This is a genomic window from Calothrix sp. FACHB-168 (assembly GCF_963889195.1).
Taxonomy (GTDB): domain Bacteria; phylum Cyanobacteriota; class Cyanobacteriia; order Cyanobacteriales; family Nostocaceae; genus Aulosira; species Aulosira anomala_A.
Map to the genome: position 1 here is coordinate 231,710 of NZ_CAWPNJ010000052.1, position 16,269 is coordinate 247,978.

The window sequence follows — 16,269 nt, forward strand, 5'->3', positions numbered from 1 at the left end:
ATCTTCGCTTTTTGGGGATGTCTACGCGCTTTGAGATTTTGCGATTCAGGATCGGGTAAAACTATTGCGATTCTTAGCATTCACGCTTTCCAGGTGTTTAACCTATGTGACTACAGCTATAACGTTGTCACTCGATGCAATCGCATTGTCACTCGATGTAATGCGATCGCAGACCGATGCATTAATATAACAAGGCAGTGCGATGTCTAAGACAAGCTGCTTGCTGCGGGTTTACGCATTACAAATTGAATATCCTCAGCTTATGACTTGGGACGCAGTTCAAATGCCATTTGAGAACGGTAAAAGCAAACATCAAATTCTAGAAAAAAGTTCATCCGCCCTAACAGCAATGGCACATTATCTGTAAGACTCCATGCAAATACCAATCGCACAGGTGAAAAATTACCAATTTGCGCTGATAAAACTAATCCTTTAGCTTCAACGGGTGCTAAATTTCCAGCGAGTTGCACGGAAGTATTCAATTCTTCCCAAACAGCTCCTAGTTGAATACCTAAGGAATATGGTAAAACGTTAATGCTTGCTCCTGTATCTAGCAGTCCGCTAACTTCTAGAATTGAATTGCGGTAAGCCAATGTCAAAGGTAATTGTGGTACTGCATCAATATCGCCAAATGCATCGCGTGCTTCAATGAAGGGAAACCTTTGAGCTTTAACCATCACTTGCTTGTCTGTCTTCTTCTAGTAGTGCGCCTAGCTTCAAAGCAGCATCATGAGAGTTAAATGGAGACCAGACATTATAAGTGGCTCCTGGTTGTAGTGACAATGATTCTTCATTTGCTAGTTCTTGAACTAAAAACTGCATGACTTGTAATTTTTCTGCACGAGACAGATTTCGCAAGGTGGGGAATAGTTCTGCTATGCTCATCTAGGCTGAGGAAAAATAACTATATACAATTTTAACTTGCGGCAATTGAACAAATCAGTTGAGGTGCGATCGCCTACGCATTTTATACAATCGCATACCCGATATATCGCCCGCAGGCTGAAGCCTGGGGCTATTAATACAAAGCCCACCTGCGTGGGCTAAAAAAATTAGCCTGCGTTTGCAGGCTTTGTTCGATTAGCCGCACCCTTGAGGGTGACGGCGGTATTGCGGCATCAGCGCAAGTATTCTCACTAACAATGCTTATGTGGAAAATACTGCTTTCGCTACTAGATTAATATTGCTGCTTTCCTCGCTTAATTCGCTAAGTTTGCTGACTGTTGCATCAATATTTTTTTTCGCATCGCCAAACAACATCAGGGTATTTGGCTTATAAAATAGCGGGTTTTCTACTCCAGCATAGCCGCTTGCCATACTGCGTTTCATCACAATGACTGTACCAGCTTTCCAAACTTCGAGTACAGGCATTCCTGCAATGGGGCTATTGGGATTTTCTAAGGCGCTAGGGTTAACGGTGTCGTTAGCACCAATGACTAAAACTACATCTGTTTCCGTAAAATCCTCATTAATTTCGTCCATCTCTAAGACGATATCATAAGGAACTTTCGCTTCTGCTAACAAAACGTTCATGTGTCCTGGCATACGTCCAGCTACGGGATGAATACCGAAACGCACTTTAATTCGGCGATCGCGCAATCGTTTGACAATTTCAGAGACGCCATGTTGTGCTTGGGCTACCGCCATACCGTAGCCAGGAACAATGATCACACTCTTGGCACGGCAAAGAATTTCTACTGTGTCTTCTACTGTCGCTGAGTTAACTTTACCTTCTGGTTGTACGCCATCTGCCATAGTTGCGCTACTTGTCTGCGCGCCAAAGCCGCCTAAAATGACGCTGATAAAGGAACGGTTCATGGCTTTGCACATGATGTAGCTAAGGATTGCCCCGCTACTACCGACTAATGCACCGGTAATAATCAGTAAGTCGTTAGATAACATGAAACCAGCCGCCGCCGCCGCCCATCCAGAGTAGCTGTTGAGCATGGAAATTACTACCGGCATATCCGCGCCACCAATTGCCATGACGAGATGAACGCCTAAGACTGCGGCAATTGCAGACATAATTAATAAAGGTTGCAATCCGATTGTTACTTCTGCACCGAGAAATTGACTACCAAGCCAGATTACAGCCGCAAGCATAGCTAAGTTTAATAAATGCCTTGCTGGTAATAGTAAGGGTTTGCTGCTGATGATACCTCTAAGTTTACCAAAGGCAACGATTGAACCAGTAAAGGTGACTGCACCAATAAATACACCAATAAATATTTCTATTTGGTGGATTGTGGACTCTCCAGGATTCAGTGGCGTTTCTTGGAGATAATTAGCAATGCCAACGAGAACTGCGGCTGCACCGACAAAACTATGCAGAATTGCTACTAATTCTGGCATAGAAGTCATCGCTACCCGCGAAGCGACAATTGCCCCTATAACTGCTCCGGGGATAACAACTGTAGCCAAGATACCGTAAGCATTGATATCTAGAGATAGGGCAGTGGCTACAAAAGCAATCAGCATTCCTACGATGCCATAAACATTGCCTTTGCGTGCAGTTTCTTGATCGGATAGTCCCCCAAGGCTGAGAATGAATAAGGCGCTAGCGACAATATAGGCTACTGTCAGTAAATTATTTGACATAAATCTTCTACCTTTGGAACATTTTGAGCATTCTTTGGGTGACTAGGAAACCGCCGGAAATGTTAATTGTGCCGACAAGAATTGCGATCGCTCCCAGAATTGTTGTAGATAAGTTGGATGTTCCCGATATTTGCAGCATCCCGCCGAGAATAATGATGCCGCTAATGGCGTTAGTCACGCTCATTAGTGGTGTATGCAATGCTGGTTTGACATTCCAAATCACTTGCCAGCCAATAAAGCAAGCCAGAACAAAGACTATGAAATGAGATAAAAATTCTGGCGGCGCACTTATACCGATACCCAGTAAGGCGACACCAACCAACAACAGCCAAATTACATTACTCTCGCTTTTGGCTTTACTGGGAACTGGAGAAGCTGGCGCAGTTGCTAAGACTGGAATCGGCTCTTTGACTTTATCTTCACTTTTGCTACTTTTGGTTGCTGTTACCTCTACTTTTTTCTCTACTTTTGGCGGTGGATAAGTGATTTCGCCACTATGAACGACTAAAGCGCCTCTAATGACTTCATCTTCGAGATTGACTTGAAAATTCTTTGCTCCTCCCATGTCTTCCAGGAGATGGTAAAGATTTGTACCGTAAAGTTGACTGGCTTGTTGTGCCATGCGGCTAGGCAAATCTGTTAAACCAACTATGGTTACTCCCTTGTGACGGTAAACTTCACCGGGATGAGTACAGGCACAATTCCCACCTTGCTCGGCTGCTAAATCAACAATTACCGAACCTTCTTTCATACTTTCAACCATTTCCTGCGTAATTAGCACTGGTGCTTTTTTCCCAGGAATCAAGGCTGTAGTGATGATAATATCAACTTCTTTCGCTTGCTCGGCAAACAGCGCCATCTCCGCCTTGATGAATTCGTCGCTCATCACCTTGGCGTAACCGCCTTCACCAGTTCCATCTTCAGCAAAGTTGAGTTCGAGAAATTCTGCTCCAAGACTTTCTACCTGTTCTTTGACTACTAAGCGAGTATCAAAAGCGCGCACAATTGCGCCTAATCCTTTAGCTGTACCAATGGCGGCTAATCCCGCAACGCCTACACCAATAATCATTATCTTGGCTGGTGGTACTTTGCCGGCGGCGGTAATTTGCCCGTTAAAGAAGCGCCCAAAGTGGTTAGCTGCTTCAATTACTGCTCGATACCCTGCCAAATTTGCCATTGAACTTAAAGCATCTAGCTTTTGCGCCCTACTGATGCGGGGAATGGCATCCATCGCCAAGACTGTAACTTGACGCGATACTAATTTTTGCAATAAATCGCCATTTTGGGCAGGCCAAATAAAACTAATTAACGTGCTTCCCTGATGGAGTAAATCGACTTCATGTTTACATGCATCTGGGTGCAATTGCGGTGGGCGCACCTTGAGGACAATATCTGCTTCTGTCCATAAAGTTGCTGCATCTGGGACAATCTGACATTGTGCTGCGGTGTAAGCATCATCATTAAAGTTTGCGCCGCAGCCAGCATTTCTTTCTACTAATACATCAAAACCCAGCTTTTGCAAGCGTTTGGCTGTATCTGGCGTAGCGGCTACACGCTGTTCGCCAGGATAAACTTCTTTTGGAATACCAATCTTCATTGGCGTTCTCCTATTGATTTATGCAGTGTTCCCAGTTGTTGAGAAGGGAGACAAGGGAGACAAGGGAGACATTGTAGAGACGCGATTCATCGCGTCTATGAAAAATGCCCAATGCCCAATGCCCAATGCCCAATGCCCCATGCCCTAATTCGGCTGTATGCAATTTAATGTGGAATTGAATTATGCGATCGCTAAAAGTTGGGAATAATTTTATCTAGTTGCTAGGAGCGATCGCTTTTAACGCGAGGTTTAGATCTTGCACCAACCTCAAAATTACGCTGAAATTAATTGCGGCACGCCATGCGCACGCCACTTACGACAATTTAAGATGGAATGTTTTCGGCAAACCGCCTTTCAGCACTAAATATGAAAACAACTTTTGTTTACAAAAGTGTTTTTGTTTTTGTCTCCCCTACTCAGGTTGTATCTTTGATATTGATTGAATTACTTATTCTAAAGATACTATTTCTTATAGTATAGGATATCGATAATTGTATTAATTCTTCACAACCATTGTTGGTTTTAGTAGACCAAATATCTAGCGACTAGGGTAAATAATATTTACTATAGTAATATCAACAAAAAAATAATAATTTTTATATTTTAATAATTGAAATTAATCAAAATTATCAATAATGTTTGCTATACAACAGCGATTAATAGCAACTTGAATTGGGAGCATCCCAAATGTGCAAAAACGCCCTCACCCTATAAGGGGTGGGGCTAGAAATACGAAGCCTGCCTTCGCAGGCTAAAAAGTTTGATAGCCTGCGAAGGCAGGCTTTGTTGGTATAGCAATACCCTTCTAGGGTATTGCGTCAAAATTGGGATGCTCCCACTTGAATTGGAATGGATGACTGTCAGAAACTATGCATAGCAATTCCAAAAGGTTGCAAAATAAATTTAATTTATATAAATAAAATATAAATTTTTCGTAGGGTGTGTTATGCCGTAGGCTAAGGCACCGTCTCAAATTCAAGGTGCGTTGCGCTGCGCGACAACACACCCTACGTTACTACTCGCCAGCTGTATCCTTAAGGACGGGGAAAACTCGATCAAGCACAAACTTAGATAAATTGCTAGCTGAGTGCCCCATCAACAGTAGGCGGGCAAATTCGGGACAATCGGTGTTAGGCATTGCGTATTCCATATAATAATTGAAGAAGTGCAACAAAATTAAACATCAACCAAAATCCCTCGGCTGCCATCTTCTCTCCAACCTAACCCATTACCCTGAAGAGTCTGATTGTGGCAGACACGATAAATGGGGTCTGGTTGGCATCTACGCGATCCAAGTCTAAATTTTCATGAACGGGAGAACACATAATCTATGGCCAGAATAGAAACCCGCACTGAACCTATGGTGCTCAATATGGGCCCGCACCATCCCTCAATGCACGGGGTTCTGCGGTTAATTGTTACCCTGGATGGCGAGGATGTCATTGATTGTGAACCAGTAATTGGCTACCTGCACCGGGGAATGGAAAAAATTGCGGAAAACCGCACGACGATTATGTATGTCCCCTACGTGAGTCGGTGGGACTACGCAGCAGGGATGTTCAATGAAGCCGTTACTGTCAACGCCCCAGAAAAATTGGCAGGTGTTGCCGTACCCAAACGCGCCAGCTACATCCGCGTTATTATGCTGGAATTGAACCGCATCGCCAACCACCTGTTGTGGTTCGGGCCATTCCTGGCTGACGTAGGCGCACAAACTCCCTTCTTCTACCAGTTCCGCGAACGGGAGATGATTTACGATTTATGGGAAGCGGCTACTGGTTACCGGATGGTAAATAACAATTACTTCCGTGTTGGTGGTGTAGCAGTTGATTTACCTTACGGTTGGGTAGATAAATGCTCAGAATTCTGCGATTACTTGCTACCTAAAATAGACGAGTACGAAAAGTTAGTTACCAATAACCCCATTTTCCGCCGTCGGGTTGAAGGTATTGGCACAATCACCCGCGAGGAAGCAATTAACTGGGGACTTTCTGGCCCTATGTTACGGGCTTCTGGGGTGAAGTGGGACTTGCGCAAAGTTGACCACTATGAATGCTACGATGACTTTGACTGGGATGTACAGTGGGAAACTGCCGGTGATTGCTTTGCGCGTTATTTGGTGCGGATGCGGGAAATGCGCGAATCTGTGAAGATTATTCGCCAAGCAATTAAAGGACTTCCTGGCGGCCCTTATGAGAACTTAGAAGCGAAGCGTTTAGCTGCTGGGAAAAAATCAGAATGGGATGCTTTTGATTATCAATATATTGGTAAAAAAGTTTCTCCTTCTTTTAAGATTCCTAAAGGTGAAATTTACGCTCGTGTCGAAAGCGGTAAAGGTGAATTAGGTATTTATTTAGTGGGTGATGATAATGTCTTCCCCGCACGCTGGAAGATTCGCGCCGCCGATTTCAATAATCTGCAAATTCTGCCCCATTTATTACGTGGCATGAAAGTAGCAGACATTGTGGTAATTCTCGGTAGTATCGATGTAATTATGGGTTCTGTGGACAGATAAATCAGTGTTTTTTAGTTGAATACAGAATCAATATAAGGGCACAATTATAAATTATATTTGTGCCCTTATTTTTATTTTCAATCGTAGGGGCGGGGTTTCCCCGCCCTTACGCGATTGTTGGGTTATTTTCTAGTTGTCTATCGCATTGATGTTTAAGGATCAGAGAACGAACCGCAAAGACGCGAAGTACACGAAGGAAGAAAGAAAAGAGCAAGAGAAATTTATGGGATTAACCTACACCTAAGATGCAACCAACACGGGCATCAAGAGATATGGAAAGTTGCTGATTTTCTCCTGCATCTTGCCATTCTACTTCGGCATTGCCATATAAAAGTTTGTTGGGTTGAGTCTGTAAGTTGCTAATGGGAATCTCTGCTTTTGTTGGTGCTGTACCTGCATTTACAGCAATAATTAATTCCTCAGTTCCTAAGGTTCTAGCAAACACGTATAGTGTACCTTGGGCATAAAGCACTTGATAATCTCCTATGCGCAATGCTGGGTAACTATTACGGATGGCAATTAATTGACGATGAGTATCAAGGATTTCTTTATCCCAGGTTGCTTCTAAGGGAAAACCACGGCGAGAATCGGGATCTATCGCGCCAGGTAAGCCGACTTCATCACCATAGTAGACGCTAGGGGCACCTGGGAAGGTGAGTAAGAGTAATGTTGCTAATTCAACACTGGCTTTATCGCCTCCAGAAATAGTCATTAATCTGGCGGTGTCATGACTGGCGAGTAAGTTTAATTGGGTTAGCTGAATTTCCCAAGGGTAAAGTTCTAGTACTTCTTGAATTTTGGCGGCGTATTCCGCAGCGAATAAGGGGGGATAGGGTTTATAGTCGCGGCTTTGCACTTGTTCTAAGACTACGCGATCGCCTGCGGCAAAAGCAATGGTCGGCCCGGCAAACAGATAATTCATCACGCCGTCAAATTGCGTACCATCTAGCCATTCGCGAGAATCTCCCCAAACTTCGCCCACAATATAAGCTTCGGGATTAATCGCCTTGACGCGCTGACGAAATTCTTGCCAAAAGCCAGGGGTTTTAATTTCAAATGGAACATCTAACCGCCAACCATCAATGCCGAATTTCATCCAATATTCGGCAATTTCCATGATATATTCTTTAACTTCGGGGTTATCGTGGTTAAATACAGGTAAAGCCCGATTTCCCGCCCAACCTACATAATTAGCCGGAAAATCGCCATTATAAGCAGAAAGCGGCCAGCCTTCAACTTTAAACCAATTCACCCAAGGGGAATGAGGGCCATTTTCCAATACATCATGGAAAAAGAAAAAGCCGCGACTGGAGTGATTAAATACACCATCCAAGACAACTTTAATATTGCGTTCGTGGGCTGCGTCTAGCAATTCTTTAAAGGCTTCGTTACCCCCCAACAGTGGATCGACCTGATAATAATCGTGGGTATGATAGCGGTGATTACTAGCCGATTGAAAGATGGGTGTGAAGTAGATAGCGTTAATTCCTAAATTTTGGATATAGTCCAAACCCTCCATTACACCCCATAAATCACCGCCTTTGTAACCTTGTAGTGAAGGCATTGCTTCCCAATCTTCCCAACGAGCTTCATGTAATAATCGTTTGCGGGGTTGCTTGCTTCTGGCAAAGCGATCGGGAAATATTTGGTAGAATACAGCGTGTTTTACCCAGTCTGGTGTTTGAATTTGCATTGATTACTCTATTTATACCTACAGGAGCGATCGTTGCAAATCATAGCTTCTTTATGGTTCCCACCTGTGGTAGATCATTGATTCTTTTGGTCAAAAGTCCATAGTCAACCGTCAACAGTCCATAGAATTTATTATTGACCATTGACCATTGACCATTGACCATTGACTATTGACCAATTAATAATTCTTTATTTTTCTCTCTAGAGATTTATCTGTAATTTGGGAATTAGGCATTGGATCAATACAAAAGTTTAGCTGCAAATCCCTCGATCTGCTAATAATGACATTTTTCGTATTTATGCTAAAACATCTAAGACTACTCAAATCAGTTATCTAATTAAGGAAAATTACATAGAAGATGGTAAGACTTATGAGACACGATAAACTATCTCCCGGTTTGCTGTTGGCGTATGAAGATTATCAAAATGAAGGAGAGCAGGCTTTAACTACTCACAGGCGATCGCTTGGTATAATTGCTCCCAAAAGTGCTGTTAAGCCGACTAAGAGTATTGTGTTTCTCTACTGCGAACCTGATGCAGATTTGAGTCATTTAGAACAGTATGGGATTCGCATCAATCAAAGTTCTGGTAGTGTCCGCACGGCTTTTTTACCCATACAAGCTTTAGATGCGCTATCAGAAGAAGATGTGATTCAACGCATCAAACCATCGCGCAAACTCCATCTGCGGATGGATGTGGCTCCTGGTAAGGTGAAATTACCTGATTTTAAAAGCAAAACGGGATTGACTGGCAAGGGAGTCTTGATTGGCGTTATTGATAGCGGTATTGACCCCAAACACCCCGCTTTTGCTGGCCGGATTTTGCGTATTTGGGATCAGACGCTCCCAGGGCCGGGAGTTAAAGAAGGCGACTATGGTGCAGAATTTAGCGGCGAACAAATGACTGTATCCCAAGATACTAACGGTCATGGTACCCATGTGGCGGGTATTGCTGCGGGTGCAGATGAAACTTATCCAGGGGTAGCACCAGAAGCAGAATTAATTATTGTTAAGTCTGATTTACAGGATGCTCATATTGCTGATGCAGTGCGTTACGTTTTCCGCGTAGCCACAGAATTAGGACGACCAATAGTATTAAATATGAGTTTGGGCGGACATGCTGATGCTCATGATGGTAGTGACTCCCTATCGCGGATTATTGATGCGGAAACCGGGCCGGGTAAAATTGTTTGCTGTGCCGCAGGTAACGAAGGAAACGATAATATACATGGTCAAGCAAACATACCTGCACAAAAATCACGGGGTATGCGCTTTAATGTGCCCTTAAATCAAGTCGGTATTGTCTGGTTAAACGGTTGGTATGATGCTGATAGCGAGTTAGAAATCTCAGTGCGCAGTCCGAATGGTTTCGTCACTCCCTACCAAAAAATTATTACTGATGACAATCCTACCCAGAAGTATCAATTACCAGATTCACAGGTAGAAATTGTCACACCATCACCAGATAAAGGTAATGGCGACCACAATTTCTTTGTGCAAATTCGCGGTAACGGCCGTTCCCCTGTGATGGGTGGGGTTTGGCAGTTAAGGGTGCGCAATACTAGTAACAGTGATACCCGCTTGGATGTGTGGACGTTGGACGATCATTCTTCAGTATTTTTTACAGGTAAAAGCGTTAAAGATAGTGTAAAAATTGGCTCACCTGGGGCAGCTAGCAGTGCGATTACAGTTGCAGCTTACACGACAAAAGTTGAGTATACAGATATTGATGGTCAAGTCCGCGATATGGGCTTAGAGTTAGATACTATCTCGGAGTTCAGCAGTGAAGGGCCATTGCGGAATGATGGACAAAAACCAGATATAGCCGCACCAGGGGCGATGATAGCTTCTGCATTGTCGTCTAATGCCGAGAGCGATCGCTCGATGATGATTAATTCTAAATTTGTCGTCATGGCTGGTACAAGTATGGCGACACCATTTGTTACAGGTGTTGTAGCATTATTATTACAACGCGACCCCAATCTTGACCCAGCAACAGTCAAAGATTTACTGCGCAAAAATAGCTCAATTCCTGGTAAACCTCCAGGAACTTTTGATAGTAAATGGGGTTTTGGTTTGATTAATGTTGGTAATTTGTAGTTAAAATTCACTCTAGATCCCCGAATTTTTGCAGAAATCGGGGATCTAATCAGTAAAATCATCGTCTGGAGTTGTAGTTATAAAGAAAGAAACGTTTCCCCGACTTCTATCGATGATTATGCAAAAGGTAAGCAAATTACTTCCTACTTTACTCGGTGTGTTGTGCTTGTATTCACTGGGCTACGCTTATGCAAGAATGTCCGTCTTTCACGCTGTAGAAAATTACCCAAGTGCGGAAGGTAAAGCTGGAGCAAGACAAGACTACATTGCTAAAAAAGATCTTACCCCTGGGGAAGGATGGGAGTACCAGTTATTTTTACCTGCGATCAAAGTTGAAGAAAGCATTGTCAATTACTTTCACAATTTGTAATGCATCGCAGACAACGCTTGATTTTCAATTTAGCGATCGCGTTTCTGCTGACAATGTTAATTATAGGCGATCGCTCCCCAAGTCCATATTTTGAATTATCTATTGCCACCACAGATGAACAATCAATAGCAGTTCCTAGACATTTGCTACATTGTCAGTTAACACAAACCCTATACTGCAAGATTCCCATCGACCATCAAACATTGATAGTCGAAGAAATTCTACCTCCTTCCCTGGATTGTCGAGCCAGATTTGGCAAACAAACACCTACCTGTATATGGTTCCAAGCATCAGCACTCGACGGTATTTTTATTGAAGGCTTAGAATTAACGCCAATACAAATAGGATACATCAAGCATTCAATTAAACCATTGCCGACTTTGCGAATCTTTGATGATCACGAAGTCAATGGATCTTTCTTGCTAGGTTTATTTTGGTTCTTCTCAATATTCAGTGGTTTTAATGTGGCGGAATCGGTCTTTTTTTATGCGCCAAGATTTTATCGCCATAAAAATCAGCGAATTAAAACCACAGTAGCATTTATATTGGGCGCGATCGCCGGATTGGGAGTAATCTGTTTTTTATTGATAAATTTTCTCTGGTTATTATTGAAATTTGGTTATTTAGGTTGGTAGTCTAGCAATCCTATTTGAGATGCGAACAAAAGGAACAAGGAGGACAAAAAGGACAGGGAAGATAAATATTTGTGATTATTCTCCTACTAATGCTAATGCTCGATTCATTACTTTGTCCGACAAATACATTCCGCACAAGCGCAGTTGTTCTAAAACCGGACGGGCTGCTGGAATTACACCTCGTTGTTTAGCAGTAATAACTATACCTAAAGTTCCCCGTACTGGAATTCCCAAAGCTGCTGCACAACGGCGGGCGGCTAAGTCATCCAAAATTACCTCAGTGCTATTATTTACATAACCCCACGTTAATACAGCAGATTCACCAGGACCTAAATCCCAACTTTGAATAATTGCTGGGACAGTAGGTGTAACAACCTCTATCAGCCAGGAAGTAGCAGCCAGCGCCATTGCAGTTACGTCTGTCTGTCCATATGCTTGAATTTCTGTAGCGACAGCTTGCGGGACAATTATTTCTGGACTAACTATCTGTAATAGGTAGAGAAAGCCACCCTTAGTCAAAAAAATCAATGGGGAGGTATTAATTGCGGGACGTTCAGCCACGGTTTAATTCTTGTTGCAAGTCATCAAAGTCTACAATAAACACATCTACTTGTTCGCGGGCAAGGGCTGCAAGAAAGTCACGGCGATTTAAACCTGCAATTTGAGCAGCTTTTTCCTGGGAAACTTCACCCTTTTGATACCAGTAAATAGCAGCAGCCAGCCGCATATCACGCACGAAATCATCCGGAGGAAGACGACGCGCTGAAAATACTTCTTCGGGTAAGTCTAGGTTTACTCTGGTCATAATTACACCGCTAAAAATCTTTGAATTACATCTTGACTCAATTCATCAGTTGAACCTGAAGCGACAATAGCACCTTTTTGCATGGCGTAATAATAATCGGCTTGACGCACAAAGTGTAAGTGCTGCTCTACCAATAATACAGAAATCCCGGTATTTTCAATAATCCGACGAACAGCAGCTTCAATTTCCAAGATGATGGAGGGTTGAATACCTTCGGTGGGTTCGTCTAACACTAATAATTGAGGCTGTCCCATTAAAGCACGCGCGATCGCTAATTGTTGCTGTTGTCCCCCACTTAAATCGCCACCCATCCGCGCCAACATGGTTTTTAAAACTGGAAATAAGCTAAAAATCTCTTCGGGAATCTCCGGTTTTTTCAGTTGTTTTTGTCTCGCTTCTAATCCCAAAATCAGATTTTCTTTCACCGTCAACCGAGGAATAATATCTCGTCCTTGGGGTACATAACCTATTCCTAACTTCGCCCTTTGGTCGGGAGTTTTCGAGTTAATTAAATTTCCAGCTAAATTAATTGTGCCACTGCGGGGTTTCAGCAAACCCATAATACTTTTAAGTAATGTTGTTTTCCCGACACCATTACGCCCAATGAGACATACCATTTGTCCATTAGGAACATGCAAATCTACATTGCGGAGAATATGGCTTTCACCATAGTAAACGTTCAGGTTAGAAATATTTAGCATATTAGTCATTGGGCATTGGGCATTGGGCATTGGGCATTGGGCATTTGTCAACAGTCAACAGTCAACAGTCAACAGTCAACAGTTAACCATCAACATTTCACTACTCTTGTTGTTGTCCTAAATAAACTTCTACCACTCGTGGGTCATTTTGCACTTCTTCAAAGTTACCTTCGCAGAGTACGGAACCCTCATGTAATACTGTGACTTTTTTCGCAATTTGGCGGACAAATTCCATGTCATGTTCAATTACTAAAATTGAATGACTCTGCGCTAATGTTAAAAGTAATTCGCCAATGTTATAGGTTTCTTCATCGGTTAAACCTGCAACCGGTTCATCAACCAGTAATAAATCTGGTGACTGTCCCACTAACATCCCAATTTCTAACCGTTGCTTTTCGCCGTGGGATAATAAAGCGGCGGGAATGTCAGCTTTAGCAGTTAAGCCAATGGTTTCTAATAAACCTTTGACGCTATTTTGCTCAGTAACTGGAGAACGCCCCAATAATGTAGAAAATACATTTTTCTTGCGGTTACTGGTAATTTCTAAATTTTCCCTGGGCGTAAGATTAAGATAAACTCTCGGTGTTTGGAATTTCCGCCCAATACCTCGCCGTGCAATTTCATATTCTGGTAGAGAACGGAGATTTTTACCTTTAAATAAAACTCTGCCGATAGTTGGTTGAACTTTCCCAGTAATTACATCCAAAAATGTAGTTTTACCCGCACCATTAGGGCCAATTACTACTCGTAATTCGCCCATATCCATATTAAAATTTAATTGGTTGAGAGCTTTAAAACCGTCAAAACTAACAGTAACGTTTTCAGTTTCCAAGATTTTGGCGTTCATTTTGTACTTCCGGATCTTCTTCTAAGCTGGGATAGGTAGAAATTTCTTGAGGGCGTTTGAAAATAGCAAAGTTTTGACTGCGGAACCAGCCAACTAGTCCGTCAGGTAAAACTGTGACGACGATTAAAAAGAGTGCGCCTTGGAAAAATAGCCAAATTTCCGCGAATTGTTCGCTTAAAAAAGCACGGGCATAATTAACTAATAAAGTTCCTAAAACTGCGCCAATTAATGTTGCGCGTCCCCCAACTGCTACCCAAATCACCATTTCAATCGAAAAAGCAATATCCATTGCTCTGGGGGATACAGAACCACTTTGTAGGGTGTAAAATGCTCCTGCAATCCCAGCGATCGCACCGGACACGGCAAAGACTAATGTTTTAAAATCTGTAGGGTTATAACCGGAAAATCTCACCCGACTTTCATCGTCGCGAATGGCGATTAACAGTCTCCCAAAACGTCCGCTAGTTAACCAGCGACAAACGCCGTATGTCGCAGCGAGAAATAATACTGTAAGGATGTAGAAAATATATTTGGTTTTGGCATCGCTGACAGTTGCACCAAATAAAGTTGTAAAATCTATCAGCCCGTTTGTACCATTAAAAAATTGTTGCTGTCCGTTAAAAAAGTTAAAGAAGACAATAATTGCCGCTTGGGTAAGAATAGAAAAATAAACACCCTTGATGCGATTGCGAAATACTAAATACCCCAGTAACCCAGCCAGTAAACCGGGAATGATGACTACAGCTGTGACTGCGAAAGGGAAAGAATAAAAAGGTTTCCAAAACCAGGGAAGATCCGTGACACCGTATAATTCCATGAAATCAGGTAAGTCACCCGATGGAATTTGCAGTTTCAGGTACATGGCGATCGCATATCCACCCAAACCAAAGAATATACCATGACCTAAACTGAGTAACCCAGTATAGCCCCAAATCAAGTCAATACCTAAAGCCACAATCGCCAGGGATAAAAATCGCCCCAGCAAATTTAAGCGAAACTCTGACAACACTGCTGGCATAATTAAGATGAGAATGAGTGCGATCGCTACCACCACCCCAACTTCAATTAAGATTAACCGTCCTCCCTTCTTCATCTTTGCGCCCTCTGATTTTGAAGCAAGATTGTGAAATACTTAAGGTTAAACATCAACAGTCCGACCTTTTTGGGGAAAAATTCCTGCTGGCTTCCACTGTAAAAATATAATAATCAGTGCGAATACCATCACTTTTGCCATACTTGTAGTCGCAAAAAAGTTCAACAAATCTGCTAAAGGTTTCACTGGTGCAAATAATAAAGCCAAGGTTCCTGAACCAATTAAAAAGTTAACTGTACCAATTCCTAAAGCCGCCACAATAGTACCAGCTAAATTCCCCACACCACCGACAACCACAACCATAAAGGTGTCGATAATATAATTTTGTCCGGTATTTGGCCCTACAGAACCTAGCAAACTAATTGCACATCCAGCTACACCAGCCAACCCAGAACCCAACGCAAAGGTAATTGCATCAACTTTTTGAGTGGGGATACCTAAACAAGCACTCATACTGCGATTTTGGGTAACCGCCCTAATTCTTAATCCCCAACTAGAACGCTGTAAAAACAAATAAATTCCAGCGACACAAATTATTGTTAAACTGATAATAAATAATCTAGCAAATGGTAATTGTACACCACCTACAGATATACCAGTTTGTAACCATTTCGGAGCAGTTACATCTACATTTTGTGCGCCAAACCAAGGTTGTGTTACCGCTAACTTATAGGTTTGACTTAATATCTTACCTGTGGTGACTGTCACACCCAAAGATAGCAAGAAAATAACGCCAACAACCCAGTTATGCACTCTCTCTAAATTGGTGCGGGAATTTAAAAACCATAAACCCCCAAAAAATAATCCTGAAAACAAAACTAAGCCAATAATTACAACCCAATTTACACTGCGGACAAACTGCTGAAATATTAAACTTACTCCCCAAGTTGCGAGTAAAGTTTCCAGGGGTCTACCATAGAGATAACGAATCACGCCCCTTTCTAAAATTAAGCCGATAAATGCTGTGAAAAAGAAAGCGATAATTAACGCCAAAAATATATAAATTTCCCACCAAAAGCCGCCTAATTGCTTACAACCATTTTGCACCACAAAGGTTGTATAAGCCCCAAACATCATCAATTCACCATGCGCCATATTAATTACGCCCATCAAGCCAAAGATAATGGCTAATCCCAAAGCAGCAATTAATAACACAGAACCGATGCTGATCCCATTAAATACAGCATCTAAAAAACCTGTTAACATTTTGATTCCCCAGCTATCAGCTTTTTGTTGATAAATGAGTCATTAGTCAGAGACGCGATTAATCGCTGAGTCATTAGAGACGCGATGAATCGCGTCTGTACAATTGTTGGT

The 16,269-nt window shown here is 42.4% G+C and carries 15 protein-coding genes; 4 read left to right on the forward strand and 11 right to left on the reverse strand.

Annotation, left to right across the window (positions count from 1 at the left end; genetic code table 11):
• Window positions 1–260: 260 nt before the first annotated feature.
• The 4 genes from AACW45_RS28380 to pntA all read right to left on the reverse strand — a co-directional run bounded on the left by AACW45_RS28380 (window position 261) and on the right by pntA (window position 4,195).
• Complete coding sequence (locus AACW45_RS28380) at window positions 261–677, reverse strand: retroviral-like aspartic protease (RefSeq protein WP_190629515.1); 417 nt, start codon at window positions 675–677, stop codon at window positions 261–263.
• Window positions 670–885, reverse strand: a complete 216-nt coding sequence (locus AACW45_RS28385; protein WP_190629517.1) for a hypothetical protein — start codon at window positions 883–885, stop codon at window positions 670–672. Before AACW45_RS28385 ends, AACW45_RS28380 begins: the two co-directional genes overlap by 8 nt.
• Before the next feature lie 261 nt (window positions 886–1,146).
• A complete protein-coding gene (gene pntB, locus AACW45_RS28390; protein ID WP_190629519.1) occupies window positions 1,147–2,598 on the reverse strand; it encodes a Re/Si-specific NAD(P)(+) transhydrogenase subunit beta in 1,452 nt (483 codons plus the stop codon).
• A gap of 7 nt (window positions 2,599–2,605) precedes the next feature.
• Entirely contained in the window at window positions 2,606–4,195 is a 1,590-nt protein-coding gene (pntA, locus tag AACW45_RS28395; RefSeq protein ID WP_190629521.1) for a Re/Si-specific NAD(P)(+) transhydrogenase subunit alpha, read from the reverse strand.
• A 1,330-nt stretch (window positions 4,196–5,525) separates the two neighbouring features.
• Between pntA and AACW45_RS28400 the strand changes: the two genes are divergently transcribed.
• Window positions 5,526–6,710: an NAD(P)H-quinone oxidoreductase subunit H gene (locus AACW45_RS28400; protein ID WP_096645869.1), complete on the forward strand. Its 1,185-nt coding sequence runs from the start codon at window positions 5,526–5,528 to the stop codon at window positions 6,708–6,710.
• A 229-nt stretch (window positions 6,711–6,939) separates the two neighbouring features.
• Here the strand turns inward: AACW45_RS28400 and AACW45_RS28405 are convergent, their stop codons facing one another.
• Entirely contained in the window at window positions 6,940–8,403 is a 1,464-nt protein-coding gene (locus tag AACW45_RS28405) for a glycoside hydrolase family 13 protein (protein ID WP_190629523.1), read from the reverse strand.
• A 370-nt stretch (window positions 8,404–8,773) separates the two neighbouring features.
• Here AACW45_RS28405 and AACW45_RS28410 point away from each other — a divergent pair, with 370 nt between their 5' ends.
• The 3 genes from AACW45_RS28410 to AACW45_RS28420 all read left to right on the forward strand — a co-directional run bounded on the left by AACW45_RS28410 (window position 8,774) and on the right by AACW45_RS28420 (window position 11,506).
• A complete protein-coding gene (locus AACW45_RS28410) occupies window positions 8,774–10,501 on the forward strand; it encodes a S8 family peptidase (RefSeq protein ID WP_190629525.1) in 1,728 nt (575 codons plus the stop codon).
• A gap of 118 nt (window positions 10,502–10,619) precedes the next feature.
• Entirely contained in the window at window positions 10,620–10,871 is a 252-nt protein-coding gene (locus AACW45_RS28415) for a hypothetical protein (protein ID WP_190551291.1), read from the forward strand.
• A complete protein-coding gene (locus tag AACW45_RS28420; protein ID WP_190629527.1) occupies window positions 10,871–11,506 on the forward strand; it encodes a hypothetical protein in 636 nt (211 codons plus the stop codon). The genes AACW45_RS28415 and AACW45_RS28420 overlap by 1 nt, the downstream gene beginning before the upstream one ends.
• Window positions 11,507–11,581: 75 nt before the next feature.
• Here the strand turns inward: AACW45_RS28420 and AACW45_RS28425 are convergent, their stop codons facing one another.
• From AACW45_RS28425 to AACW45_RS28450, 6 genes are all read right to left on the reverse strand, one after another.
• A complete protein-coding gene (locus AACW45_RS28425; RefSeq protein ID WP_190629529.1) occupies window positions 11,582–12,067 on the reverse strand; it encodes a DUF3368 domain-containing protein in 486 nt (161 codons plus the stop codon).
• Complete coding sequence (locus tag AACW45_RS28430) at window positions 12,060–12,311, reverse strand: UPF0175 family protein (protein ID WP_096645873.1); 252 nt, start codon at window positions 12,309–12,311, stop codon at window positions 12,060–12,062. The genes AACW45_RS28425 and AACW45_RS28430 overlap by 8 nt, the downstream gene beginning before the upstream one ends.
• Before the next feature lie 2 nt (window positions 12,312–12,313).
• On the reverse strand, window positions 12,314–13,012 hold the full coding sequence (urtE, locus tag AACW45_RS28435; protein WP_190551309.1) for an urea ABC transporter ATP-binding subunit UrtE: 699 nt from the start codon (window positions 13,010–13,012) through the stop codon (window positions 12,314–12,316).
• 100 nt (window positions 13,013–13,112) lie between these two features.
• Window positions 13,113–13,859, reverse strand: coding sequence for an urea ABC transporter ATP-binding protein UrtD (urtD, locus tag AACW45_RS28440; RefSeq protein WP_190629531.1), 747 nt, complete (start codon window positions 13,857–13,859; stop codon window positions 13,113–13,115).
• Window positions 13,834–14,952: an urea ABC transporter permease subunit UrtC gene (gene urtC / locus AACW45_RS28445; protein ID WP_190629533.1), complete on the reverse strand. Its 1,119-nt coding sequence runs from the start codon at window positions 14,950–14,952 to the stop codon at window positions 13,834–13,836. The genes urtD and urtC overlap by 26 nt, the downstream gene beginning before the upstream one ends.
• Before the next feature lie 45 nt (window positions 14,953–14,997).
• Entirely contained in the window at window positions 14,998–16,158 is a 1,161-nt protein-coding gene (locus AACW45_RS28450; protein ID WP_190629535.1) for an ABC transporter permease subunit, read from the reverse strand.
• Window positions 16,159–16,269 lie beyond the last annotated feature (111 nt).